General features: G+C 42.8%; 20 protein-coding genes and 1 pseudogene. 11 read left to right on the forward strand and 10 right to left on the reverse strand.

From position 1 onward, the window contains the following. Positions 1-121 precede the first annotated feature (121 nt). The 4 genes from trhA to G626_RS0112530 all read right to left on the reverse strand — a co-directional run bounded on the left by trhA (position 122) and on the right by G626_RS0112530 (position 5,862). The gene (gene trhA, locus G626_RS16645; protein ID WP_022933131.1) at positions 122-1,024 is read right to left on the reverse strand and encodes a PAQR family membrane homeostasis protein TrhA; all 903 of its coding nucleotides are present in this window, start codon (positions 1,022-1,024) and stop codon (positions 122-124) included. A gap of 132 nt (positions 1,025-1,156) precedes the next feature. Then, positions 1,157-1,996: a 23S rRNA (guanosine(2251)-2'-O)-methyltransferase RlmB gene (rlmB, locus tag G626_RS0112520; RefSeq protein WP_022933132.1), complete on the reverse strand. Its 840-nt coding sequence runs from the start codon at positions 1,994-1,996 to the stop codon at positions 1,157-1,159. 65 nt (positions 1,997-2,061) lie between these two features. Then, entirely contained in the window at positions 2,062-2,559 is a 498-nt protein-coding gene (locus G626_RS0112525) for a YchJ family protein (protein WP_022933133.1), read from the reverse strand. A gap of 492 nt (positions 2,560-3,051) precedes the next feature. Then, positions 3,052-5,862 carry a DNA methyltransferase gene (locus G626_RS0112530; RefSeq protein WP_022933134.1) on the reverse strand — a complete coding sequence of 937 codons (2,811 nt, stop codon included), beginning with the start codon at positions 5,860-5,862 and terminating at the stop codon, positions 3,052-3,054. Between the two features lie 121 nt (positions 5,863-5,983). Here G626_RS0112530 and G626_RS16650 point away from each other — a divergent pair, with 121 nt between their 5' ends. The 6 genes from G626_RS16650 to G626_RS17685 all read left to right on the forward strand — a co-directional run bounded on the left by G626_RS16650 (position 5,984) and on the right by G626_RS17685 (position 12,361). Then, positions 5,984-6,280, forward strand: a complete 297-nt coding sequence (locus tag G626_RS16650; RefSeq protein WP_022933135.1) for a helix-turn-helix domain-containing protein — start codon at positions 5,984-5,986, stop codon at positions 6,278-6,280. 198 nt (positions 6,281-6,478) lie between these two features. Next, on the forward strand, positions 6,479-8,143 hold the full coding sequence (locus G626_RS0112540) for an ATP-binding cassette domain-containing protein (protein ID WP_022933136.1): 1,665 nt from the start codon (positions 6,479-6,481) through the stop codon (positions 8,141-8,143). A 14-nt stretch (positions 8,144-8,157) separates the two neighbouring features. After that, positions 8,158-9,243, forward strand: coding sequence for a glycosyl hydrolase family 18 protein (locus G626_RS16655; RefSeq protein WP_022933137.1), 1,086 nt, complete (start codon positions 8,158-8,160; stop codon positions 9,241-9,243). A 75-nt stretch (positions 9,244-9,318) separates the two neighbouring features. Further along, positions 9,319-9,912 (forward strand): hypothetical protein, encoded by a 594-nt coding sequence (locus tag G626_RS0112550; RefSeq protein WP_022933138.1) that lies wholly within the window; start codon positions 9,319-9,321, stop codon positions 9,910-9,912. 149 nt (positions 9,913-10,061) lie between these two features. After that, positions 10,062-11,423, forward strand: coding sequence for a PFL family protein (locus G626_RS0112555; RefSeq protein WP_022933139.1), 1,362 nt, complete (start codon positions 10,062-10,064; stop codon positions 11,421-11,423). Beyond that, positions 11,423-12,361: a GNAT family N-acetyltransferase gene (locus tag G626_RS17685; RefSeq protein WP_022933140.1), complete on the forward strand. Its 939-nt coding sequence runs from the start codon at positions 11,423-11,425 to the stop codon at positions 12,359-12,361. The genes G626_RS0112555 and G626_RS17685 overlap by 1 nt, the downstream gene beginning before the upstream one ends. Before the next feature lie 29 nt (positions 12,362-12,390). Here G626_RS17685 and G626_RS0112565 read toward each other — a convergent pair whose 3' ends face one another. Genes G626_RS0112565 through G626_RS0112575 form a run of 3 tightly spaced genes read right to left on the reverse strand, consistent with a single transcriptional unit; the run spans position 12,391 to position 14,262 of the window. After that, positions 12,391-13,185, reverse strand: coding sequence for a hypothetical protein (locus G626_RS0112565; protein ID WP_022933141.1), 795 nt, complete (start codon positions 13,183-13,185; stop codon positions 12,391-12,393). 15 nt (positions 13,186-13,200) lie between these two features. Then, complete coding sequence (locus tag G626_RS0112570; protein WP_022933142.1) at positions 13,201-13,899, reverse strand: ABC transporter ATP-binding protein; 699 nt, start codon at positions 13,897-13,899, stop codon at positions 13,201-13,203. A 9-nt stretch (positions 13,900-13,908) separates the two neighbouring features. Beyond that, positions 13,909-14,262 (reverse strand): GntR family transcriptional regulator, encoded by a 354-nt coding sequence (locus tag G626_RS0112575; protein WP_022933143.1) that lies wholly within the window; start codon positions 14,260-14,262, stop codon positions 13,909-13,911. A gap of 165 nt (positions 14,263-14,427) precedes the next feature. Between G626_RS0112575 and G626_RS0112580 the strand changes: the two genes are divergently transcribed. Further along, on the forward strand, positions 14,428-15,204 hold the full coding sequence (locus tag G626_RS0112580; protein WP_022933144.1) for a helix-turn-helix transcriptional regulator: 777 nt from the start codon (positions 14,428-14,430) through the stop codon (positions 15,202-15,204). 38 nt (positions 15,205-15,242) lie between these two features. On the opposite strand, the gene G626_RS0112585 is transcribed toward G626_RS0112580, so the two are convergent. After that, positions 15,243-16,274, reverse strand: coding sequence for an alpha-hydroxy-acid oxidizing protein (locus G626_RS0112585; RefSeq protein ID WP_027727174.1), 1,032 nt, complete (start codon positions 16,272-16,274; stop codon positions 15,243-15,245). A gap of 23 nt (positions 16,275-16,297) precedes the next feature. Next, entirely contained in the window at positions 16,298-17,419 is a 1,122-nt protein-coding gene (locus tag G626_RS0112590; RefSeq protein ID WP_051142236.1) for a 6-phosphofructokinase, read from the reverse strand. A 104-nt stretch (positions 17,420-17,523) separates the two neighbouring features. Here G626_RS0112590 and G626_RS0112595 point away from each other — a divergent pair, with 104 nt between their 5' ends. The 4 genes and pseudogenes from G626_RS0112595 to G626_RS0112610 all read left to right on the forward strand — a co-directional run bounded on the left by G626_RS0112595 (position 17,524) and on the right by G626_RS0112610 (position 23,753). Continuing rightward, entirely contained in the window at positions 17,524-20,568 is a 3,045-nt protein-coding gene (locus G626_RS0112595) for an adenylate/guanylate cyclase domain-containing protein (protein ID WP_022933147.1), read from the forward strand. 107 nt (positions 20,569-20,675) lie between these two features. Next, positions 20,676-21,338 (forward strand): YczE/YyaS/YitT family protein, encoded by a 663-nt coding sequence (locus G626_RS0112600; RefSeq protein WP_022933148.1) that lies wholly within the window; start codon positions 20,676-20,678, stop codon positions 21,336-21,338. 153 nt (positions 21,339-21,491) lie between these two features. Then, a pseudogene (locus tag G626_RS17050) lies at positions 21,492-23,327 on the forward strand (OPT family oligopeptide transporter). A gap of 75 nt (positions 23,328-23,402) precedes the next feature. After that, positions 23,403-23,753 (forward strand): PqqD family protein, encoded by a 351-nt coding sequence (locus tag G626_RS0112610; protein ID WP_022933149.1) that lies wholly within the window; start codon positions 23,403-23,405, stop codon positions 23,751-23,753. On the opposite strand, the gene G626_RS0112615 is transcribed toward G626_RS0112610, so the two are convergent. Beyond that, entirely contained in the window at positions 23,743-25,224 is a 1,482-nt protein-coding gene (locus G626_RS0112615) for a DUF1846 domain-containing protein (RefSeq protein WP_027727177.1), read from the reverse strand. The two genes, G626_RS0112610 and G626_RS0112615, sit on opposite strands and share 11 nt — an antisense overlap. Positions 25,225-25,229: the final 5 nt, after the last annotated feature.

Consider the following 25,229-nt stretch of genomic DNA (forward strand, 5'->3'; position numbering starts at 1 on the left):
GTTAGCCCGGATGGGGGTCTTAGGGGTAAGCAGCTTGCTGCTTCCCCCTAGGAGAAGGGGTAGCGCAAGACCGCGAAGCGGGCTGGCGCGAGGGGGAGACTTCCCCCTCCTTTATAAAAATTTATGCTCCTAAGAAGAAGAGCGAGAAGAAAATGTAAACGCTGCCAAAGAGCATGATGATGTTGCTGAAGAGGTGCATGAACTTGATTTTCTTGAGGTTGTAGAAAATGATGCCTACGAGGTAGAAGGCTGCACCGAGAACCAGCATGCTGAAGCTTTTTGCAGAAAGGACTTCGAAGAGATTCTTTGCTACGAAGAGGCCTGAGAAGCCTGCAAGTATGTAAAGCACTACATTGAGTTTTTCGTATTTTTCACCGGCTATTGCATAGAAGAGAATGCCGACAAGAACGAGAGCCCAGACGATTCCGAAAAGAATCCAGCCTGTATTTCCCTGAATTTTTGTGATTGTGTATGCGCTGTATCCAAAGCCTATAATCAGGAAAGAGAATACGTGCGAGAGGCGGTTGAAGACCTGCTTTGCGGTGATGTTTGTAAGCGCATGCTGAAGTACTGAGCAGAGGTACATGAGGATCATTGAAGCGCCGAAAAGTGAATAGAAAACTGTTGTTACGTTTACAAAGGTTTTGAGCTGGCCAACGGCGATTGTATCGAGGATTGCTGTGGCTGCGATAAAAAGCATTACTCCGATTCCCTGAACAATTGAGCTTCCGATTTCTTCGCCCAGTGTAAGGCGACGTGATTTTTTTGCAAGCTCAAGAAGCTTCTTTTCGTTTTCTATGCGGCGTGCTGCACGCTTTTTTGCTTTTTCGTTTTTTGCATATTCTTCTGCTGCGTATTTTGCCTTGAGGCGTTCCGGGTCTTCTGCGTACTGAATATTAATCTGCTGTACGGCACTTTCGTAATCTTTTTTAAGCTGGATAAGGCGGGAACGCTTCTTTTTCTTAAGTGATTTTAAGGTTGATTTTCTTACTGCTTTTTCTGCGATATCATCTTGTCTGGACATAGGAACACCTCATTTTTTTGATTTGATTTATTATGACATTATTTAGAGGTTTTGTCAAAATAAAAATAGATTGCCGCGTCGCCCTTTCGGGCTCCTTTCAAAACATGTCATTCTCGGGCTTGACCCGGGAATCTATTTTGAGAGTTCGTATAAAAGGACGCCTGCTGCTACTGAAACGTTTAGACTGTCGATTTTACCGCAGGTTGGTATTGAGACAATTGTGTCGCACTGTTTTTCGAGCAGTTGTGACATGCCGGTGCCCTCACTGCCCATTATGAGAACGGATTTTGCAGGGAAGTCTATTGTGCGGCAGTTCTTGCCGCCTGCATCGGCTCCGTATACCCAGAAGCCGGCCTCTTTAAGGAGCTCGGTGGCACGAACCAGGTTATTTACTATTGCAACAGGAACCCAGGCACTTGCTCCGGCGGAGGTGCGGCCTATTACTTCGTTGCCGGCTATGTCGCTGGCTGAATTGTGTTCCGGTATTACTACGAGTGAAGCACCAAACTGGTCGCAGCTGCGGAGTATGGCGCCTACGTTGTGGGGGTCGGTGATGCTGTCGAGGATTACGACGGTGCAGCGGGGTGCGGTATTGTTGTTCTTGCCGGCATCGCCGTTTGTGTCGGCATCTTCGTTTGTACCGGCCTCGCCACTGTGTGTTTTCACCCAGGAATCAAAGTCTACAAGATTAGCCGCCGGCTGCTTAGCGCCGGAAATCTCCATTACGATACCGCGGTGGTCTCGCAGACTTTCGTCCAGACCGCTTACAAGCTTGTTGAGTTCGGCATCATTTGTCTGCTCGCAGGTGATTCCTGCCTCTTTTGCGGCAGCGAGAATCTTTTTTACACGAGGGCCCGGCTTGCTGAAATAAATTTTGTAGCCGGATGAAGCACCAGCCTTTGAAGCAGACTGGGCATCCTTTTTCTGAGAGCGAACTTTTTCTTCGATTGAGTGAAAACCGGTTATATACATATTAGTCCACGTCTGGTGGTTGAGTGCCTGCGAAGCAGGCTTATCGAAACCACCTTGCTTTCCTGTTATCTACCGCAGCACTGCTTATATTTTTTTCCGCTTCCGCAAGGGCATGGATCGTTACGACCAACCTTTGCACCAACACGTTTTACAGTTGTAGGAATTACATTACCTGCAACGTATTTCCAGTCATCATTAACCTTCTTGAAAAGAGAGATTTCGTGATGAACGTCGTGCATATTGTGAAGTGTGTAGTCTGCTTCAAATTCAACAATTTCTTCGTCTTCTTTTTCGCCTTTTTCTGTGCGGAGAATTTTAAGTCCGTTCCACTGTGACTGCTTGCTCCAGTCTTCTGTTGCCTTGCGGTCAATTTCGCCGATTCCTTCGCCTTCTTCGCAAGAGTTGATGATGTAGTCGATTTCACCAACTACATAAGAAGTGTAGCGTGCGCGCATACAAGCTTCTGCACTAGGAGCCTTAATTTTTCCTTTAATGATTGGTTCACAGCATTCGCCATATTTTTTGCCCGAACCACAAGGGCATAATTCGTTAGTATTACTCATGTGGGATATTTTAATGAATTTACCGGCGGTCTACAAGATTTATTTTTCAGGGGGATTTTCAGGGATTTTTCCGGGCGTTCCCCTCGCTTCGTTTCACTACACTCGGGTCGCTATGTCCGCCCTTCGCTAACGCTCACCGTCCTCGGGCACACATGGTAGTTGGGTGACCGCAAAGCGGCTGTACCAAAACCACCAGCTCTCTGTCCCCGGTGCCCTGCGGTCGGCAAGGGGCTCCCAGCGCTAACGCACGAAAAATGCATATAAAATCAAGTTTTAAGCGAAATTATATGCACATTTTCCGTAATTTTTGATAAATTCCTACGTTTTCAGCGTTTTACACCCAGAAATTTAATCAAAATTCAAGAAAATCCGGACATTTCTGATGATTTTAACCTAAAGTGTGCATATAAAAATGAATAATTCGTTAAATTATATGCATTTTTCGCAAAAAAAAGGAATTTGGACTTACCTCTCCAAACGTAACTAATCATTTCATAAGCTTTTTTTTGTAAGTTCCTCGTACATTTTGAATAATTCTGCGACACATCTGCTTTCAAGTTTCATTACATCTTTGCTAAAACCATAAGCCTGACAAACTGCCAAATCGTTGGCTCTGTGAGCTTGCCTGAGTTCTGGCGGCATTAATGTTTCATCATAAAGGTCTGCAAGCGATGAATTTGGATATAATGCACGAGCATCCAGAATTGCCTGTGCTGTCTGTTCAATTTTCTTTTTCTGTTCTTCTGAAGGATTTGGCCATGGGAAGTTGTTGTAGACAATGTCCTTTGAATAACGATAATCACTCTTTAATCTTCCTGCAACAGCTCGCATCCATGCCATGTGAACATTTGAAGTAAGAATTCCGAATTCATATAACGTTGCATCCATAATTATAGTTGCAGAATCTGTCGGTATCGTTTCTGAATTTAAAAATCCAATAGGTATATACCTTCTTTGTTCAGAAGAAACTCTAGGAACTATTAAATAATGCTCAGGATTCTTTGTTTCTCTAAAAAGGGAAGGTGTATCTGCTAATTTCTGTCTATCTTCTGCTCCCTTCAAGCGGTCAGCTCTACAAGCTTCAATTCTTTTTAAAACCAATGGCATCTTTCTTAAATCTGATGGATTTGCGCCTACAAGCCATAAACAATATCTTTTTTTATTGTTTATGTACTCTTCTGCTCCGGTAAGTTTCTTTATATATTTTATTGCAGATGGTTCATTTTTTATAAAATCTTCATATTCATCAGCCTCAATAATTAAATTCCCACCATCAGCAGGACGGTTTCCTGTACTCATTTCCGGAACACTACATAAAGGTTTAACTCTACTTTCAATAAATATATCTGGTGCATCTATCAAATATCCGTTAATGTTTTTTACTTTTATGGGTTGTGCTTCATTTAAATAAATAATTTTATTTTTCACATTTTCAGAACAACTAAAACCTATTATTACACAATGTACATGAGCTTTTAAGTTTGCCTCACTATCCCACCGGAAAGTTCTATAAGCAAAATCTATATGAGTTGAGAATAGATCAACAAGAGGTTTCCATACACTTGCGACCTGTTCCCCTTGGGTAATTGAATTCGTTGATACAAGGGCACAGTGTATTGATGTCCCTTGAATATATTTTGAAGCCTTATAATACCAAGCCGAAACATAATCAATTTTTCCAGCTGTTTTATAAGGTTTACCTTTTTCATCTACATAAATAGAAAGCATATCTTTTTTCTGCTCTATAGATTGAAGTCCATATCCTACAAACGGCGGATTTCCCATGATGTAACTCAGTCCTGTTTTAGAAACAACTTTATTCCAATCAACCCTAAGAGCATTGCCTTCAATAATATTTGTATAATTATCTAGTGGCAAAAAAGATGTTGCAGAATTTGTAATCGAATTTGTTTCCTGGAGCATCTGGCATTCAGCAATCCATAATGCTGTTTTTGCGACAACGCAGGCAAAATCATTTATCTCAATTCCGTAGAACTGCTGAATATGAACTTTTACAAAATCATAACCAAAAAGCTCTGTAAGAGTGCCCTGCCCTTCGCGGCCACCTATCATTAATTGCAGACATTTATTTTCCAATCTTCTTAATGACAAATAAGTCTCTGTTAAGAAATTTCCTGAGCCACACGCCGGATCCAGAAAATTCAGATTACCTAATTTTGTTTGAAATCGAAGAAGCTTCTCATTTCTCGTTGAGATTTGTGGAATACTTTTTATCGATTCATATTCTTCATAAAGTTCATCCATAAACAAAGGATCAATTACTTTATGTATGTTTTCAATCGATGTATAGTGCATACCTCCCGAACGCCTTGTTTCCGGGTTCAATGTTGATTCAAATACTGCACCAAAAATTGTTGGAGAAATCTGAGACCAGTTAAAATCTGCACTTGCCTTATTTACAAGCAGATCTTTTAATTGCTCTGTAAAATGAGGAATCAATAAATCTTCTTCTGTAAAAAGTCCGCCGTTTACATAAGGAAAGGCTGCAAGTTCTTCTTTTAAGAACGGGTCTCTTTCATCCGGTTTTTGATCCAAAACCTTAAAAAGCTGGAGAATGGCTTCCCTTAAATCCTTTGCTTCATATTGTTTAAGATAATCTCCAAACATTGATTTATGACCAAAGATTCCGGCATCCTCAGCATAAAAACAAAATACCAGGCGGACACAAAGCATATTCAAACTTTTTAAGCAGGTCGCCATATCAATATTTTTCGCCAACTGATACTGTGCTAAAAGCTGGTCATAAATAAGTCCTACAATATCACCGGCTTTTATGGAAAGCTCCATCTCTTTTTTAAGATGCTGGCTTCCTAAATCTGTTATAAAAGAAAGTCTGTAAAATTCTTTTTCAAGATTTTCCAGCAGAATTTCTTCCGGCTCCCCATTTGGATTTTCCATATCATAAACAAGGAAAGATTTGAAATTACAGGTTACGACCCAGCGGGGATGCTTTGAAACAGGAAGCTCTGTAATATATCGTTTTGCCTGCTGAAAGGGATTTAAAAAAGTTCCGTCTGACTGTTTAATTGGAGCACGGAGATCCTTATCAATACTTTTCTGTTCAATAAGAACCTTGGTCTGCGGAATGTATCCGTCAATAAAAGAAGTATGGTCCAGCTTTACCTGATCTTCAAAAGTTATAAATGACGAAAAATCTTTTATATCAAAAACGTTACAAAGTAAATCAAGCCAGAATTTCTGACTTTCTCCTTTCTCGTAACCTTTATCTTTCCAATCTTCACTAAACTTTTTTGCTGCTTTCTGCTGTTCTGATTGAGTCATTTTTTAAATCCCCCATTTAAATGGAGTGAACCACAGTTATAACTCCATTAAATAAAGTATAACACCTAAAACACTCCATTAAAATAGAAATTTCTTCTTTTTACTCAATTACGATAGATTTATGGATAATTATTTTGATGATTTTAGAATAAACATGAAATTTTATCGTGAACAAAAAGGATTCAGCCAATCAGAACTTGCAATTCAAGCAAATAGTTCCAATGGTATGATAGGTAATATTGAATCTGGAAAAGCAAAACCGTCATTTGAAAATATATGCAAAATTGCTACCGCTCTCGGAATACATCCTGCCGACCTTTTCCTACGCAATGCATCATCAACAGTCCGCAACACAAAATCAGTTCTAAAAACAAAACTGCTTCCGCAAATCGAAGACTTTATAGAAAAGGAACTGTAGATTTTATCCTTGACTTTAACTAATTGTTCCCATACATTTAAAACATCGGGCTGGTCGAAAGACCCTGGTCCATCTACCGGCGGGGAAGTTCCTCGCCATTTTTTTTGGAGAGTGTCTTTGAAAGAATTTAAATAGTTTTTTAATGTTCCCCTGAAATATAGTATTTCGTGGATATCAATAATAAGCTATACTGTACCCATGTGCAAAAGCTTAATTACTTTACAGAATTGTCGGATTGAGAATAATCGCGAGGTGCTGGTACCTGACCTTTCGTGGAAGATGAACGAAGGCGAGGTCTGGCTGGTGATTGGGCCTAACGGCGGTGGCAAGGCTGATTTTTTGAATGCGCTTGCCGGCGGGGCTGGCGGAGAAAGAATTACTCCTAATGCCGACGGACTTTTTTCTGATATTTTTTCTGATTCGACTGAGCTGGTTTCTCTGGAACGGGCAGCCCGCCTGATTCAGGAAGAGCGCGAAAATGATGAAAGTGATTATCTTGAAGGCGGCGTAGACCACGGTCGAACCGGCCGTATTTTTATTGCTCAAGCCCTTTCCGGAGGCAGCACCGATGTAAAAAAGGGAATGTCGCATAGTGAGCTTCCTGCTGCCGCCAGACAGCTGGAAGGCGACCCTGCCATTAAGCTTTGCGGAATTGAAAAGATTTTAGACCGTGGCCTCAAATATATGTCTACCGGAGAGATTCGACGTACCCTGCTGGCCCGCGCCCTTGTTTCCGGTAAAAAGCTTTTGATTTTGAGCGATCCTTTTGCCGGCCTGGATATTCAGAGCCGCACAATTCTTTTAGACTTTTTTGATTCTATTGCAAAACGAAGCGGCGGAAAGCAGAGCGGAAGTGCCCAGCCTCACATCATTCTGGGGCTTGAACGCTGGCATGAAGTTCCGGATGCCGTTACTCATGTTCTGGAATTTTCTGATAAAAAGGTTTCTTTCTGTGGCCCTCGCAGTGAGTATGAAAAGCTGATTTCTGAGCGGGCTGCAGCTGCAAAGGCCGGAGAAGAAAAAGAGAAAAGTGATTTTAAGGAAGGATTTAAAGAGCTGACTCAGGCAGGTGGTTTCGATACACCTGCTTCGCAGGCACTCAACCACCAGACCGAATCACGGTGGTTGAGTAGGCCGGAGGCCGTATCGAAACCACCTCTTGAAGATATCTTAGTAGAAATGCACGATGTAAACGTTGGCTGGGACGGACACCAGGTTCTCAGTCACCTCAACTGGAGCCTGCGCCGCGGTCAGCACTGGCTTGTACGCGGACCTAACGGCAGCGGTAAAACAACCTTCCTGGAACTCATTACAGGCGACAATATGCAGGTTTTTGCCAACGATGTCCGTATTTTCGGCAACCGCCGCGGTTCCGGCGAAACTATCTGGGATATTAAAAAGAGGCTTGGAATTGTTTCTTACCGCCTGCATGTTGAATACAGAATGCTGGGCGGAACCTCCCTGCTGGCGGTGATTATAAGCGGCTTTAGAGACAGCATTGGCCTTTACGACCAGCCGACAGACAGCGAAATTGATGCAGCTAAAAAATGGCTGGCTCTGGGGGGCTTTGCAGGCCGGGAATCAGAAAACTTTGGAAACTTAAGCTATGGCGAACAGCGTGCTATTCTGATTCTGCGTTCAGCCGTAAAAACCCCGGAAATCCTTATTCTGGATGAGCCTTGCCACGGCCTGGACGAGCAGTATCGGGCAAAAATCCTGCAGCTGATGGAGCTTATAGGTAATGGCGGCACAACAACCATGCTGCATGTAACCCACGACCCGAGCGAGGTTCTTCCCTGCGAAAAGCACATTCTGGAACTGCACCCGAATGAAGAGCCGATGTACAGAATAATTGTTAACTAGCCGATAATCTCATTATGAAAAAATCAATCAGCTTATTAATTACCCTCTCAGTTTTCTGCTGCATTTGTTCTGCCCGCGGAAAAGCTGATATTGAAATCCCAACCGAAGAAGTTGAATACGCCCTGAAAGGCGACGAAGCTTCTGTTTCTGTTGAACCGGAAGAAGAAAAACCTCTTCTCCCCCTTTACAGTCTGCGCCAGCCAAGCGGAAAACCCCTTCAGCTTCGCGAAAGCTGGGGCTACGTTATGCAGAGCCGCCTGGACGAATACGATAATTCTATTCCATTAACAGACGTCTGTTTTTTCTCTGCCGAAGTTAACTGCTACGGCGAACTTACGGCAATTCCAAACCGTTCTAAAATCAATACAAAGGGAGCCCGCTGCCATCTGGTAATCACCTGCGACAGCAAATCTCTTACTCATTTTATTCTTGAACCCGGCAGCAAAACCAGGGCAAATCTTCTTAAGGCAATTGTTAAAGCCGGAGCCCCTTATGATGGTGTTCAGATTGACTTTGAGCTTGTTCCTGCCCGTGACCGTAAAAACTTCATCAGCTTCTGTTCAGACCTGCGCTATATGCTTGGCAAGGCAAAATGGTTTTCTATCTGTGTGCCTGCCCGCTTTAAACTGCTTTCAGAAGATATTTACCCTTATACTGAAATTTCCAATTACTGCGACCGTGTTTTTGTAATGGCTTATGATGAACACTGGTCTGGTGGCCGCCCTGGCCCTGTTGCTTCTATAGAATGGTGCCGCAAAGTTATGGAATATGCCCAGAAAGCAATTCCAGCAAAAAAACTGATTATGGGCCTTCCTTTTTATGGAAGAACCTGGGCAAGCGAAACAACTGCCGGAGCCTGGTACTTCAGCGGTGCCAACAGAATTATGACCGAGCACAAGGTTGAAGAAGTAAATTATGAAGAAGAGATTCCCACCTTCAAATATACTGCCCAGGTTAAAGTAAACGGCTATTTTAACGATGCCTGGTCTGTGCTGGAGCTTGCCCGCCTTTACGAAAATGCAGGCATTCAAAAAATGGGCTTCTGGAGAATCGGGCAGGAAGATCCGGCCTTCTGGGACTGGGTTCAAATCAGTAAATAAAGTGACACCTTTTCTTATTTCATGTGTTATATTATTATAAATAGGGAAAAACATATCTTTTCCCAGGAGAACAACATGAAAAAGATTCTTTCTATTTTATTGATTTTATTCACAGTTTCTGCCGGATTTGCTTTTGCAGACTCTACCCCTACAGATCCTTTTGATTCTCTCGTTGAAAAGCTTTTAAAGGATTTTGATGATGAAGGTGCAAGCGTTGCCGTAAAGGTTTTTACATCTGACTTAGGAAATAACGAGCGCAAAAAGATTTCTAAATCTGTTCAGTTTTCTCTTTACTGTTCAGATATGCTTGAAGTTGTTTCAAAATCAGATGAAGCTGATTATATCTGTACCGGTAAAATTGAGGTTGATGGTCCAAACTATATCATCAGTGCAAAACTTATCGACAATTACGATGATACAGTAGTTGGCAAGGCAAAGCAGAAGGTTCCAAAGGATTACTATGCAGAAAAATCCAGCGATGTAAAGGTTCAGACTGTTGTTGTTGAAGACACTGTAGATTCTGATGATGTTCTTGGAGCTCTGGTAGTAGGTGCTGTTATTGGCGGTGTATTCCATGCAGTAACTACCCCACCACGCACTGTTTATGTAACTCCTTCAAGACCTTCACGTCCAAGCAGACCGTCTAGAGCTAGACCAAACAGACCATAATTTTCCTCCAGCGGTGGTTTCGATACACCAGCTTCGCTGGCACTCAACCACCGTTACATCTCCCTGTCTTCACAGTTCCTTATCTAACTTGCCCCCACTCTCTGTTTTCATTAAAATACTTAACAATTACCTTCACTCAGGAGCTTATTATGATTTTTTCACCAAATGAGATTCAGGAAACTGTAAATATGTTTATGCGCCAGAAGCTGGATATCCGCTGCATTACAATGGGTATTTCTCTTCTGGATTGTGCTGATTCTGACAGCAAACGTGCCTGCGACAAAATCTACGACAAAATTATGAAAAAAGCCGGCAAGCTTGTTCAGACCGGACAGGATATTGAAAAGGAATTTGGTGTTCCAATCATCAACAAGCGTATTTCTGTAACTCCAATCGCCCTCGTTGCAGGTGCCAGTGAAGCTAAGAATTACGTTCCATATATTAAGACTCTGGACCGCTGTGCCCACGAGCTTGGCGTAAACTTTATAGGCGGATTTTCTGCCCTTGTTCAGAAGGGAATTACTCCCGCAGACCGCATTCTCATCGACTCTATTCCAGAAGCTTTGGCTTCAACAGATTTTGTATGTTCAAGCGTGAATGTTGGTTCAACAAAATCCGGTATCAACATGGATGCAGTTAAACTGATGGGTGAAACAATCGTAAAAACCGCAGAAGTTTCAAAGAACTGCGAAGTAAACGGCTGTGCAAAGCTTGTAGTTTTCTGTAACGCTCCGGAAGATAATCCATTCATGGCAGGTGCCTTCCACGGTCCTGGAGAAGCTGATTGTGTAATCAACGTTGGTGTTTCTGGCCCTGGTGTAATTCTTGCAGCAGCTAAGGAATATAAGGGACAGCCAATCAATGTTCTCGCTGATGGAATCAAAAAGATGGCCTTTAAGATTACCCGTATGGGTCAGCTTGTGGGAAGCGAAGCCGCAAAGCGTCTTGGCGTTCAGTTTGGTATTCTTGATTTGTCACTTGCACCTACTCCGGCAGTCGGTGATTCTGTTGCCCGCATTCTTGAAGAAATTGGTCTTGATGGTTGTGGAGCCCCTGGAACAACAGCAGCCCTCGCTATGCTTACTGATATGGTAAAGAAGGGCGGTGTAATGGCTTCTACAAACGTTGGTGGTTTGAGCGGTGCCTTTATTCCGGTTTCAGAAGATGAAGGAATGATTGAAGCTGCAAAGAAGGGTTCTATCTGCCTTGAAAAGCTTGAAGCAATGACTACAGTATGTTCTGTAGGTTTGGATATGATTGCAATTCCTGGCGACACTCCGGCAACTACAATTTCCGGTATTCTCGCTGATGAGTTTGCAATTGGTATGGTAAATAACAAAACAACTGCCTGCCGCCTTATTCCGGCTCCTGGCAAAAAGGCTGGTGAATGGGTTGAGTTCGGTGGACTGCTCGGTGGCTGTCCTGTAATGCCTGTAAGCAAGTTTGGCTGTGCAGACTTTATCAACCGCGGCGGAAGAATTCCGGCACCAATTCATTCGTTCCGTAACTAATGACTTTAATTCCTGTTGAGACGCCGGAAGATTTTCTTCTGGCGCAGCAGTTTATAATTCCCCACGAAGAGACCTGTGCTTCACTGGCCTCTCTCGTGCGGCGCAAGAGCGACAAACTCGTTTTTATTACGACTTCTGACGAACCGGTGGTTTCGACCCTTCGACTGGGCTCAGGGACCGTACGGCCTTCGGCCTACTCAACCACCGATGTTCTCGGAATTTTAAATCTTGATTCTACAATCTATCACTGCATCCCTGACCCAAGCCTGCTTGATGCAGATTTTCTTAAGGAGCAGCTCCCTTATCATATGAAAAAGCCGGTTCGCTGTATAAGTGGTGAAGAAAAAGCAACAAACTTTCTGATTGAAATTTTTAATTTAGTGAATGGTGGTTTCGATACGGCTGCGCCTACTCAACCACCAAAAATAATTTATTCATATAAGATGATGCGGTGGTTGAGTGCCAGCGAAGCTGGTGTATCGAAACCACCTGCCGAAACTGTTTTGTCCGGCGGCGAAGAAATAATCCGCTGTACCGAACACGATATGGAAATCCTCCATCCCCTGCAAAAGGATTACATGAAAGAAGAGGTTGCAGTGCCGGGCCGCCCCATAACCGATGCAGAAGTAGACATATCCCTTAGACAAATCTTAAAAAATCAGCTTTGCTTTGCCCTTACCGTAGACGGTGACATAGTAGCCAAGGCTAACACAAATGCAATAGGAATCAACTGCGTGCAGATTGGCGGAGTTTACACTCACCCCCTTTATCGCCGTAATGGCTACGCCGGAGCCCTTGTACAGGCCCTTTGCAATCGCGCCCTCCGTTCAGGCAAAAAACCAGTCCTCTTTGTAAAGGAAAAAAATATGCCCGCTTTCACTCTCTACCGGAAACTCGGCTTCGAAGAATGCGGGCGTTATACGATTGCCTATTATTAGATCCCGAAACAAGTTCGGGATGACGAATGTTATTCCAGATTCAACTTAAGTTTCAAAATAAAGTAAGTTGCTGTTCCGTAAATTGCAGAAAAAATTACACCAAAAAGTGCATTCCAGTAAAACATTGTGGCAGGATTATCGGCGTTTGATAAATAATTAAAGGTAATTCCTCCAATCAGTCTTGATGTAAAACTTATAATCACAATAATTGCAATGAGCTTTACCATGGTTCTATGTTTTTTTGAAAGATGTCCAATTGCATTTATCAAATAAGTAAACAGGAGAATACACAAGTCCCACGCCAGACCGCAAAGAATAGCTCCAGCAATTCCGTAAACCCAGTCAGCCTCAATGTGAATTATACTAAGATTTTTTATACACAAAGCAATAAACGAAATCAACATCATCACAAGAGAAATTAATGCCCATGAGATAATCATAAGAGTTCTTCCCCAGAGGTGCTCGCCAATTGTTACAGGAAGCGAAAGGTTTAGATACGCTTCATCTCCAAGTAAACCGTTCTTAAAGCGCTTTGAAATCACGCTGATTGTAACAACTCCGGCAACTATAATAATTATCCAATAAATGAAAAAACAGAATCCCGCAATCCCATTCATTACATTTTCTGTTCCATTCATATTAAATGAAAAATTGAAATCTAAGTCTCCATCAGAAGACAAAGGAACTACCAGACCTGTAATCAAAGCAATTGCAACAATTGCAATATATACCGGCATAAGAATTCTAGAAGAATGCTTCATCTCATATTTAAAAACTTTTCCAATCCAGGGAAAAGGATTTCTTATAGTCTTTGTATTTTCCATTTTCATCACTCCTATTTAACATCTGAACTCTTCACGGAAGAGCTGATCTATAGACATTCCCTTTTCTTGGCGAATATCATCAACATCACCCTGGCGGATTATATTTCCTTCTTTCAAAAAGAGAACATAATTCAAAACAGATTCAATATCACTAATCAAATGAGTAGAAATAATTACTGTTGCATTTTCACTGTAGTTTGAAATAATTGTGTTCAGAATATAATCACGGGCTGCAGGGTCTACACCGCCAATCGGCTCATCCAGCATATAAAGAGGAACTTCGCGGCTCATAGTCAAAATCAGCTGAACCTTTTCCTTAGTTCCTTTTGAAAGGCTCTTTAATTTATCGCCCGCTTCAATCTTAAGACTTTTAAGCATGTCAAAGGCCTTATCCTTATTAAAGTTTGGATAAAAATCTGCCATCATCTGAACCAGGTCTTTTACAGTCATCCAGTCGTTTAAGTAAACTCTGTCCGGCTGATAAGCTGCAATCAATTTTGATTCGGCGCCCGGCTTAAGACCGCATACAGAAATCTCACCGCTTGTAGGCTTTAAAAGTCCTGCTGCCAGTTTAAGCAGAGTTGTCTTTCCACTGCCGTTTGGACCAAGAAGGCCGACAATAGCGCCCTTTGGAACAGAAATGTTAATCCCCTTTAAGGCAGACTTTGTAATATATTTTTTTGTCAGATCTTTACACTCTAAAACTGTATCCATCATACTCTCCTATTCTTCCTGAATAATCTTGATAACTTCATCTTTATCAAATCCAAGCGACTTCATTTTTTCAAGAAAAGCCGCTATTTCGTTTTCTGCAACTTCCTTTTTCATATTCAAAATCATTTCCTTATCATCTGTAATAAATCGTCCCGAAGTTCTTTCAGTACGAACCAGTCCCATACGCTCGAGTTCGGACAGGGCCTTTTGCATGGTATTTGGATTCACCTGAGCCTTTACAGCTAAATCCCTGACAGAATCAAGACGGCTGCCTTCCGGGAGCTCACCGGAAATAATCTGCGCCTTGAAATAATCCATCAGCTGTAGGTAAATCGGTTTATCATTTGTAAACTGATATTCCATTGCAACTCCTATATATGGCATAAAACCAAAAATGCTTAGTTTAGTATCAAATTTATTGTATTAAGCACATAATACAGTAATACAAACTAGATGTCAACAAATTTTTGCTATTTTTTTATTTTTACGATATGATTATGGTCATATCAATAAAGGATAGTTAAAAATATGAGAGAAATCACTTTTTCAAAAACAGCTAAGAACTTAATTCGTTTATTATGTATTAACGGAATTATTGTAGAAGTCCTGTTCATTCTTCGTTTATTCATTCAGACAAATTTTACACTGGAAATTGAGAGTATTACAAATCTTCATACATTTATGATGTCTGATTTAAATACAGCAATAGTAAACGGGGTCTGTCTGATTTTCTTTTTTATCTTTCTTTTTGTCCCCCAGCATTTTTACATCTTTGCAATAATTTCATTTTTGTATTCTTTTAAAATCATACTTGTTGATACCATTGCAAAATATCCGATTGGCCAGCTTTTGTATCTGATGGGTACTGCCTGTCTGGTTTTTCTTGGCTTTTTCAGATACCACAGAAATATAAAAATAGTTATTACAATTCTTACTAATTATATTCTGATTTTCCACAATATAAAATTTGGATTTGATGTTCTTCTTTCTTCCCTGATTACTGCAATTGGTTATAATCTTGTCTTTTTTGCAACCCTCTTCTTTGCAGTCAGTCTTTTCAGATTTCTTTACATCAGAAAAAATGCCAGAGTTTGGGACCTTTCTCAATACCCGGATCTTACCACACGCGATAAGGAATGGCTTAAACAGATTCTTGATGAAAAGCGTTATGAAGAAATTGCAGCTGATTCAGGAATTACAGTTGGTACTCTCAAAAACCGTATGCATCAGATTTTCAACATTGTTGGAATTGATGACCGCATCAGTCTGCTGGCAACCTACAGCGGATATGAGGTGAAGTTTTAATTTCGCAGGTGGTTTCGATACACTCGCTTCGCGAGCACTCAACCACCGATAAGTTCCCTGATTGTTTCTTTATAATGATCATCAAAGGTGGCACGGATAAGCGGGCGGGCCATGATAACCTGGTCGGCCCCGTAATAAAGTGCCGTCTGAATATCTTCGCGGGTGCGGATTCCTCCGTCCACCCAGATTTCCTTACAATATTTTTTGAGCTCTGCCGCATGTTCGGCAAGAAAGTTCGCGGTGCTGCCTATGCGGGTTTCTACGCGGCCGCCGTGGTTTGAAATGTAAACTACATCCGGGCGAACCTCTTTTACCAGGGCAATGTCTTCTTCTGTAAAAACACCTTTAATAACAAAAGGCAGCTTTGTGTGCTCGCGGAACTCTTCCAGCTGGGCTGCAGTTTTTCGCTCCAGGTTTACGAGATTTCGCATTGTTACAATATTATATGAATCTATGTCGATTCCGATGTGAGAGGCATATGGACGGATCCATTCTATACGTTCAAAAAGTTTTTCCTGAGGATAAGGTTTGAGGAAGAAGGCAGCCTTTACGGTGGTTGAGTCTGAGGTGGTTTCGATACGCCCGCTTCGCGGGCACTCAACCACCGGATTTGCCGTAGTTCCGGTGGTTGAGTAGGCCGAAGGCCGTATCGAAACCACCGCCGCAGAATTGAGTTCTTTCACTGCCGCCGTTCCAAGCTTTAATTTTTCGTCGGGGCAGCCGTCGCCTACGCAGAGGCCAAGGCCCGCCTGCGCCGCATTCATAAGGTAGGGTAAATAAAAGTCTGCTTCCTTTGCATAGCCGATATTTTCAACCGCGCCGGTAACAGGACCGCAGCGAAGAAGCTCGGGGCGTACTGGAATTGAACGGATTTCATCTCCCGCACCCTTGCTGCAAGCTTCATCAAAAAGCTCCTTCCAGCCCTCGCAATTCAACTGAAAGTTTTTTCCTTCAAAAACACCGCCGAGCCCCGGTAACATCCCGGGACAGCCGTAGCCGTCGCAAACCGCACAACGATGACACTTGAGCTCGCCCTGGGCAAGCCCGCTCTTTTTTCCCACCACGCTCACAATACTAGTCCCCACTATTTCAATCAGTCACCGAAGCAGATTCCAAGGTCGCGTGCCGTTTTAAGCACAGGGTCTTTTTCCGTAATTTCTTTTACACGGCCTGCAACAACAGAAAGAGGAGTTGCCGCAATAGCACCGTTCTTTACTGCAACAAGATTTCCAAATCTGCGTTCTGCAAGAAAATCAGCTGCCGCATTTCCAAGCTTTGTTGCAAGAATCATATCATAAGGAGCCGGATCGCCGCCGCGCTGTAAGTAGCCGAGCACCGAAGTACGTGTTTCTATTCCGGTTTCTGCTTCAATCTCTTTTGCTACCCGGAAGCCAACTGACTGAGGCATTGCTTCGCGGGCCTTCTTAAACTCTTTCTTGCCAAGCTTTGCTTCATTCAAATCAATTGCACCTTCTGAACAGGCAATAATAAAATAGTTCTGGCCTTTAGCTTTTTTAGCCTTCATGAACTTCGCAATCTTTTTAATATCATAAGGAATTTCCGGAAGAAGAATTACATCTGCGCGGCCGGCCAGTCCTGCATACAAGCCAAGCCAGCCAACCTTGTGGCCCATGATTTCAACAACCATTGCACGGCTGTGGCTCTTTGCTGTAGTTCTGATTGCTTCAATTCCGTGGGTTGCAACATCAATTGCAGTATGAAAACCAAAGGTTTCGTCTGTGCCCACAATATCATTATCAATTGTCTTTGGCATTCCAATTACATTAAAGCCCGCCTCCGACAACAGAGACGCCGTAGTATTTGTACCATTTCCGCCAAGGCAAACAAGAGCATCAAGCTTATTTTTTTTGAAAGTTTCTTTGATTCCTTCTACAGGTAAAAGTCCTGTTTTTGGATCCTGCACCGGATTTTTGAAAGGCTTTACTCGGGAAGTTCCAAGAATTGTACCACCCTGAGAAATCAGAGGCTCTAAATCCAGCTCGTCCATTTTAAAGGTGTCGTTGTCTATGAGTCCGCGGTATCCGTTACGAATACCAATAAACTTCATTCCGTAATTATTCTTTCCGGAAATACAAAGTGCGCGAATTGCCGCATTAAGCCCCGGTGCATCTCCGCCCGAGGTCAAAATTCCAACTGTCTTTACCGGCTTTTCTGCCTTTTCTGATTTTACAGATTTATTTGTAGAAGCTTTCATGCCTTTAATTATAACAGTTTTTTGAGACAAGAGCCAACAAAAAAACTGTCATCCCCAAGTTGCAAAATTTGCTTTTTAATAACAATGGGTTAAAATATTAGGTTATGAAGAAATCAGTTTTTTTATTAGCTTTACTTTTGGGCTGCTTTACTGCAGCTTTCTCACAATCTGCAGCCAAAGGAAAGGTTGACCAGGCCTTTTTGAATGACTTTGTCTGCCGCAACTGGACTACCACAGATGGCCTTCCGGGCATGACAATTACTTCCATCATGCAGGACAACAAGGGTTACATCTACATTGGTACTTATGAAGGTCTCGTACGCTTTGACGGTGTAGAGTTTGTTACCTTTTCACGCAACATCGATCCTAAGTATGACTTTGCTTCTGTTCGTGCAATCTTCCAGGACACAGAAGGAAGGCTCTGGGTAGGACATAATGATGAGGGCGTTACCTGCATTGAGCCGGACGGAGCTATCTTAAAATACACTACAGAAAACGGTCTTCCTCACAACTCTATCCGCGCCATCTGCGAAGACTTTAATAATAACATCTGGCTTGGAACTGCTTCCGGCCTCTGCTATCTTACTCCGGAAGGAGAAGTAAAAATTCCTGAGGGTCTGCACGAGCTTGGTCAGGACACTATTCAGGTTTCCCGCCTCTACTGCGATACTGCCGGCCGCATCTGGATTTCTACTGCAATCGAAAATGATCTTTTTGTTTATTCTACAAGAAAGCTTGAACGCTTTACCGGCATCACAAAAATCAAAAATCCTTCTGTAAATGAAGTAAGTCAGGATAAGAGCGGTGCCTTCTGGTTCGGTGTTGCTCCTCATTATGCAGTACGCATTAAGGATACAGAAGAAGCTGTTTTTGATATTGGACACGACCATCAGGAAGGAACTGTTGTAAACTCTATTCTCCAGGATACAGCCGGTAACTTCTGGTTTGCTTCTGACTGTGGTATTACTATCCTTCATAACGGCATCTACACCTATTATGATAAACGTAACGGCCTTGCCGACGATTACATCAACCATCTTTTTGAAGACCGCGAGGGCAACATGTGGATTGCCTATAACCGCGGTGGCATTGAAAAAATGAGTCAGGGAAAGTTCCGTACAATCTCCATGCCAATTGCAGTTAATGCAATCTGTGAAGACCCTGTTCGTGCCCTTACCTGGCTTGGTGCAGACAACGGCCTTTACTGCTACAACAAAGACAGTCAGTTTGTAGAAAATGAAATTACAGAATTATGTAAGGGCTCAAGAATCCGCCATGTTGGTATGACCAGCGACGGAGAGCTTCTTATTTCTTCTTATTCTGATATCAGCCAGGTCCGTGTAACTCCTGATAATAAAATCACCGTGTGGACAATGAAAGATGGTCTTGCCGGTCTTAAGTGCCGCGTTTCAATCAAAACTAGTGATGATAAGTATTACGTTGGAACCACTCAGGGACTCAGCATTATCGAAAAAGACGGCTCTATCAATTCTCTTACCCGCAAGGATGGCTTTGAAAATGAGTTTATCATGAGCCTTTACGAAGACCCTAAAGGCCAGATCTGGGTTGGTACAGACGGCGGCGGAATTTACGTGCTCAAAGATGAACAGATTGTAAAGCACTTTAATTCTGATAATGGACTTGCCGGAAATGTAATTTTTAAGACCTTACCGATTGAAGGCAGCGGCTTCTGGATTACAACAGGTACCGGTATTTCAAAATATAACGAGGAATCAGATACCTTCTCTAACCTCAACTCTGCTAACGGGCTTGGTACCGACAGTGTTTTCCAGATGATTTGCGATTACACACAGACTGTCTGGATGACCAGCAACAAGGGTATTTTCTCTGTAAATCTTTCTGATCTTGAAGATGTAACTAAAGGATTAAAGAAAAAGGTAAATGCAAAATACTACGGAAGTTCTGATGGTCTTAACACCGGTGGTATTACTTCTACTTCTGTTTCTACTCAGGATACTCTTGGACGCGTATGGTTTACCTTGATTGACGGTTTTTCAATTTATGACCCGGTTAAGTCTGGTAAAAATCAGATTGCTCCTAAAATTGAAATTCAGGAATATTCTATTGATAACGTTAAGTATGATTATCACGGAGAAAAGATTATTCTTGCTCCTTCTGCAAAACGTTTGAGCATTAAGTTTACCGGCCTCAGCTTTATTTCTTCTGACCAGATGCGTTTCTGCTACAGACTGGGCGGCTTTGAAAATAACTATTCTGAATGGTCTAACCTCCGCAATGTTTCTTACACAAACCTTAAGCCTGGCACTTACCAGTTTACGGTAATGTCTGAAAATGGAGATGAAATTAAGAGTAAACCTTCTGAGCCAATCATCATCATCAAAAAGCCTTACATCTGGCAGCGACTCTGGTTCCAGATTATGGTGGGCGTGATTGTAGTTGGCGTTGCAGCCCTGATTGTCTGGCTTAAAATCCGACAGATGCGACGCTATCAGATTGAGCTGGAAAAGAAGGTTGAAGAACGTACTCACGACCTTAAGCTGGAAAAGGAAAAATCTGAACGCCTGCTTTTGAACATTCTTCCTGCTGAAGTAGCCAAGGAGCTTACAGAAAAGCCTGGCCATACAATCGCTAAGAAGTTCCCTAACATCACCGTTTTGTTTACAGACATCGTCGGCTTTACAAAAATGAGCGACGGTATGACTGCCGAAGAGGTTGTTACCATGCTGAATAAAATGGTTTCGCTTTTTGATGAACGCGCAAAACGCGAGGGAATTGAAAAAATCAAAACTATTGGTGATGCCTACATGGCTGCAACCGGCTTTACAGATGAAATCAGTATTGACGGAGCAATCCGCATGGTTCATTTTGCCCGCGGCCTTATGTCTGATGTTCAGAACTTTAATGAGACTTCTCCAGTTAAAGTTCAGATTCGTCTTGGAATTAATACCGGAAACCTGGTTGCCGGAGTTATCGGTAAATCTAAGTTTATTTACGACATCTGGGGCGACACTGTAAACGTTGCCAGCCGAATGGAAAGCACCGGCGAGCCTATGAAGATTCACGTTACAGAAACTACCTATAATCAGACAAAACATCAGTACACCTACAGCGAGGGTATTGAGGTTGAGGTTAAAGGTAAAGGAAAGATGAAGACATATTTCTTATAAGTTGATGGATTGCTTCGCTGCGCTCGCAATGACGTTCAGTCGCTTGTCATTGCGAGGAGCGCAGCGACGTGGCAATCCATTGTTTTTTGTGCTATACTTTCGACACCATGAAATTTACCTTCAAACAATTCATAGTGCCGAACTTTGGCAAACGCCTGGCCTTTATGCTTCCGGCCGTAATCCTTATGGGCGTATTCGTTTCTATTCTCGTAGAAATCGGCTGGGGAACTGACCCGGCCTCTTTTATGAATCTTAATGTTGCAAGCGTACTCGGACTGGGACTTGGAAATACCCAGGTTATTGTGTACGGCATCATGTTCATTTTTACTTTTATTTTTGGCGCTCAAATGATTGGCTTTGGAACTCTTGCCAACATGCTTTTAATTGGTTATGTAGTTGATTTATGCCGCTGGATCTGGAGCAACATTGGTTTTTCACAGGTTCTTAGTGAAGGAAACTTTGCATTACGCATTGTAATTTTTGCATTTACCCTGATCTTCTTTTCTATTGTTGCTGCAATTTATATGAATGCGCAGATGGGCGTTGCCCCTTACGACGCAATTCCTAATATTCTCAGCGGCTGGATTACCGTTATACCTTTTGCCGTAATCAGAATCTGCTTTGACCTGGCTGCGGTTGGAATTGGTGTTCTTGCGGGTAAGCTGAATCCGGATGGCATTCAGGGCTCTATAGTCGGCTCTATTTTGATGTCTCTGCTGCTGGGGCCTGTTATAAGTCTGGTGGGAAAACCGCTGAAACGTATTTTGTAATGGATTGCTTCGCTGCGCTCGCAATGACGTGGCAATCTAAATTAATCCACCATAACCGAAAATTCACCTATAGAAGATATAAGTAGAGTTTTGTATAATTAAAAGGTTATGGAAAAATCTAGTTTTAAACCTTTTATCCCTGCGGATAAGATTATGCCGGAAATTACTCCGGTTTCTATCACGCTGGGAATCATTCTTGCCGTACTCTTTGGTGCGGCAAATGCTTATTTAGGTCTGCGTGTTGGAATGACCGTTTCGGCTTCTATTCCGGCTGCTGTTCTTTCCATGGGAATCATCCGCATCATTATGAAGCGCGATTCGATTCTGGAAAACAACATGGTGCAGACAATTGGTTCAGCAGGTGAATCTCTTGCTGCTGGAGCAATCTTTACTTTGCCAGCCCTCTTTATGTGGGCTTCAGAAAGCGACGCTGTTCATAAGCCTTCTTTCTGGGTAATCGCAATCATTTCTTTGTGTGCTGCCATCCTCGGACTCATCTTCATGGTTCCACTTCGTTCTGCTTTGATTGTTGAAGAACATGGCGTTTTGCCATTCCCTGAAGGAACTGCCTGTGCAGAAGTTCTTCTTGCCGGCGAAGAGGGTGGAGAAAAATCAAAAATCGTTTTCTCTGGTCTTGGTATTTCTGCTGTTTACAAATTCATTGCAGACGGAATCAAGCTTTTCCCATCAGAAATCGACTGGTCTATTAAATCTTTTGGAACCGGCTTTGGTATGGATGTACTTCCTGCCCTTGCCAGCGTCGGCTACATCTGCGGAAAAAAGATTTCTGCTTACATGATGGCCGGTGGTGTAATCGGCTGGTTCGTTGCAATTCCTTTGATTTATTTCTTTGGTGATTCTTCAATTCTTCCACCAGCTTCGGCTCCTGTAAGCGAGCTTGGTGCCTGGGGAATCTGGAGCAGCTACATCCGCTACATTGGTGCAGGTGCAGTTGCAACTGGTGGTATCATCAGTTTGATTAAATCTCTTCCTACAATCATCAAAACCTTCAACAAGGCAATCCGCGGCTTTGGTCATAAAGAGGCTGTTGAGGAGCGCACAAACCGCGACCTTCCTTCTCTCTTCCTTTTGATTCTTGCAGCTGTAATCGTTCTTACAATCTGGATTCTTCCAGCTATCCCTGTTGGAATTCTTGGTGCCCTGATTATTGTAGTATTCGGTTTCTTCTTTGCTACAGTTTCTAGCCGTATGGTTGGTCTGGTAGGTTCGTCTAACAACCCTGTATCCGGAATGGCTATTGCAACTCTTATTATTGCAACTGCTCTTCTTAAGGGAACTGGTCACACTGGTGTTGCCGGAATGACTTCTGCAATCTGAATCGGAACTATCATCTGTATTATTGCCGCTATGGCTGGTGATATTTCTCAGGATTTGAAGACTGGTTATATCGTTGGTGCTACTCCAAAAAATCAGCAGCTTGGTGAATTGATTGGTGGCGTAGTTTCTGCTTTTGCTATCGGCGGAATTATGTACCTGCTTGACGCTGCATGGGGCTTTGGTTCAAAAGAGCTTCCTGCTCCTCAGGCTACTTTGATGAAGCTTGTTGTTGAAGGCGTTATGGGCGGTTCTTTGCCTTGGGCTCTGGTTCTTACTGGTGCCGGAATTGCAATTGCTATTGAAATTATTGGTATTCCTGTTCTTCCTGTGGCAATTGGTCTTTACCTTCCTATTCACCTTTCTGCTCCAATTTTTGCGGGCGGACTTTTGCGTGCTTTCTTTGACCGCAAGGGTGAAGAAGGTGCTAAGATTACTGAAAAGGGTATTCTCTACGGTTCTGGTATGATTGCAGGTGAAGGACTCATCGGTATTCTGCTTGCCCTCTTTGCAGTAATTCCTCTTGCAAACGGCAAGAGCCTGCTTGAGGCAATTGACCTTGGCGGAAAGCTCGGCAACTTCGGCGGCCTTGCATTCTTTATTTTGCTGCTTGGATCTTTTGTGTTCTTTACGACTAAAAAGAATAAGAAATAGATGCCCGGGTCAAGCCCGAGCATGACACATTTGTCATTATCGGGCTTGACCCGATAATCTCATTTGAGGTGGACGATGACTAAAACTAAAACACGTAAGCTTCCTGCTAACTACATGGACATTGTATTTTCAAAAAATGCTGAGATTCAGTGGCGCGTAAAAGAAGACGGCTTTGTTGAAGTTGATATGGTAAACAAGGGATTTTTTAATTCCATTGCCCAGAAGTTTTTTCATCGCCCGCGTGTAAGCCACATTGCTCTGGATAAATACGGAAGCACCCTGTGGCTGGCCCTCGATGGCACTGCCACAGTAAATGATCTTCTTGCAAAAATGAACGAAACCTTTCCGGCCGAAAGCGACAAAATGCTGAACAGACTTGTTCAGTTTCTGACTACGCTGGAAAGGTGGGAGTTTATTACCCGATAAGCGGCTTCTGTTTCTTACTAACCGGTTCGCAGGTTAGTGCTACGCCCAGCTTTTTGAAAATCTTTTTATCAACTTCACTCAGAATAACTGTTGTGTGAACCTGGCAGCCGCGAAGCTTTGGCAGCTGTTCAATTGCCTTGCGGCAGTTTTCATCGGTTTTTGAAAGCATAGCAAGAGCAACCAGAACCTCGTCTGTATGGAGACGCGGGTTATTTCCGCTCAAGTATTCTACCTTCATTTTCTGAATAGGCTCAATCATCTCTTTTGGAATCAGCTTAAGTTTGTGGTCAAGGCCGGCAAGATGCTTTGTTGCATTCAAAATCAAAGCGGCTGAAGTTCCCAAAAGCTCTGTTGTTTCAGAAGTAATAATTGTACCGTCTGCAAGTTCAATTGCCGCACAGATAGATTTTGATTTTGCGGCACGTTCCTTAGCGGCAACCGTAACCTTGCGGTCATCAGTTGTAACGCCAGCCTGCTGCATCAAAAGATTGATTTTTTCAACTTCAGCCTCTTCTGCATTGCCTTCTACAAGGCGGCCGACAGTCTCATAATAGCGGCGGATAATTTCCTGCTTACTTGCCTCGCAGCAAACCTTATCATCAACAATACAATAACCCGCCATATTAACGCCCATGTCTGTAGGCGACTTGTAAGGGTTCTTTCCGTAAATGCCCTTGAAGATTGCATCAAGAACCGGGAAGATTTCTATATCGCGGTTGTAGTTTACTGTGGTTTTTCCGTAAGCCTCCAGGTGCCATGGGTCAATCATGTTTACATCGTTGAGGTCTGCAGTAGCTGCTTCGTAAGCAAGATTTACAGGATGCTTAAGTGGCAGGTTCCAGATTGGGAAGGTTTCGAACTTAGCATAGCCAGCCTTAATACCACGTTTGTTTTCGTGATAGAGCTGGCTGAGACAGGTTGCCATTTTTCCGCTTCCAGGTCCCGGTGCAGTAATTACAACGAGAGGGCGGCTTGTTTCAATATAATCATTTTTACCAAAGCCTTCGTCACTGGCAATGAGAGGCACGTTAGAAGGATAACCCGGAATTGTATAATGATAGTAGGCCTTAATGCCCATCTTCTTAAGACGGCTGCGGAAGGCCTTTGCTGCTTCCTGACCGGTGTAGTGGGTAATTACAACGCTGCCAACCATAAGGCCGCGGTTCTGGAACTCATCGCGAAGACGGAGTACATCCTTATCATAGGTGATTCCAAGGTCGCTGCGAACCTTGTTCTTTTCAATATCAACTGCTGAGATTACAATTACGATTTCCGCAACGTCGGCCAGCTGCATGAGCATTCTGAGTTTACTGTCCGGCTGGAAACCAGGGAGAACTCGGGAAGCGTGGTAATCATCAAAAAGCTTTCCACCGAATTCCAGATAGAGTTTATCGCCAAATTTGGCAATCCTTTCTTTAATGTGTTCTGATTGAATCTTAAGATACTTATCGTTATCAAATCCGTTTTTCATACGGG

The organism is Treponema bryantii NK4A124, from assembly GCF_000421345.1.
Taxonomy (GTDB): domain Bacteria; phylum Spirochaetota; class Spirochaetia; order Treponematales; family Treponemataceae; genus Treponema_D; species Treponema_D bryantii_B.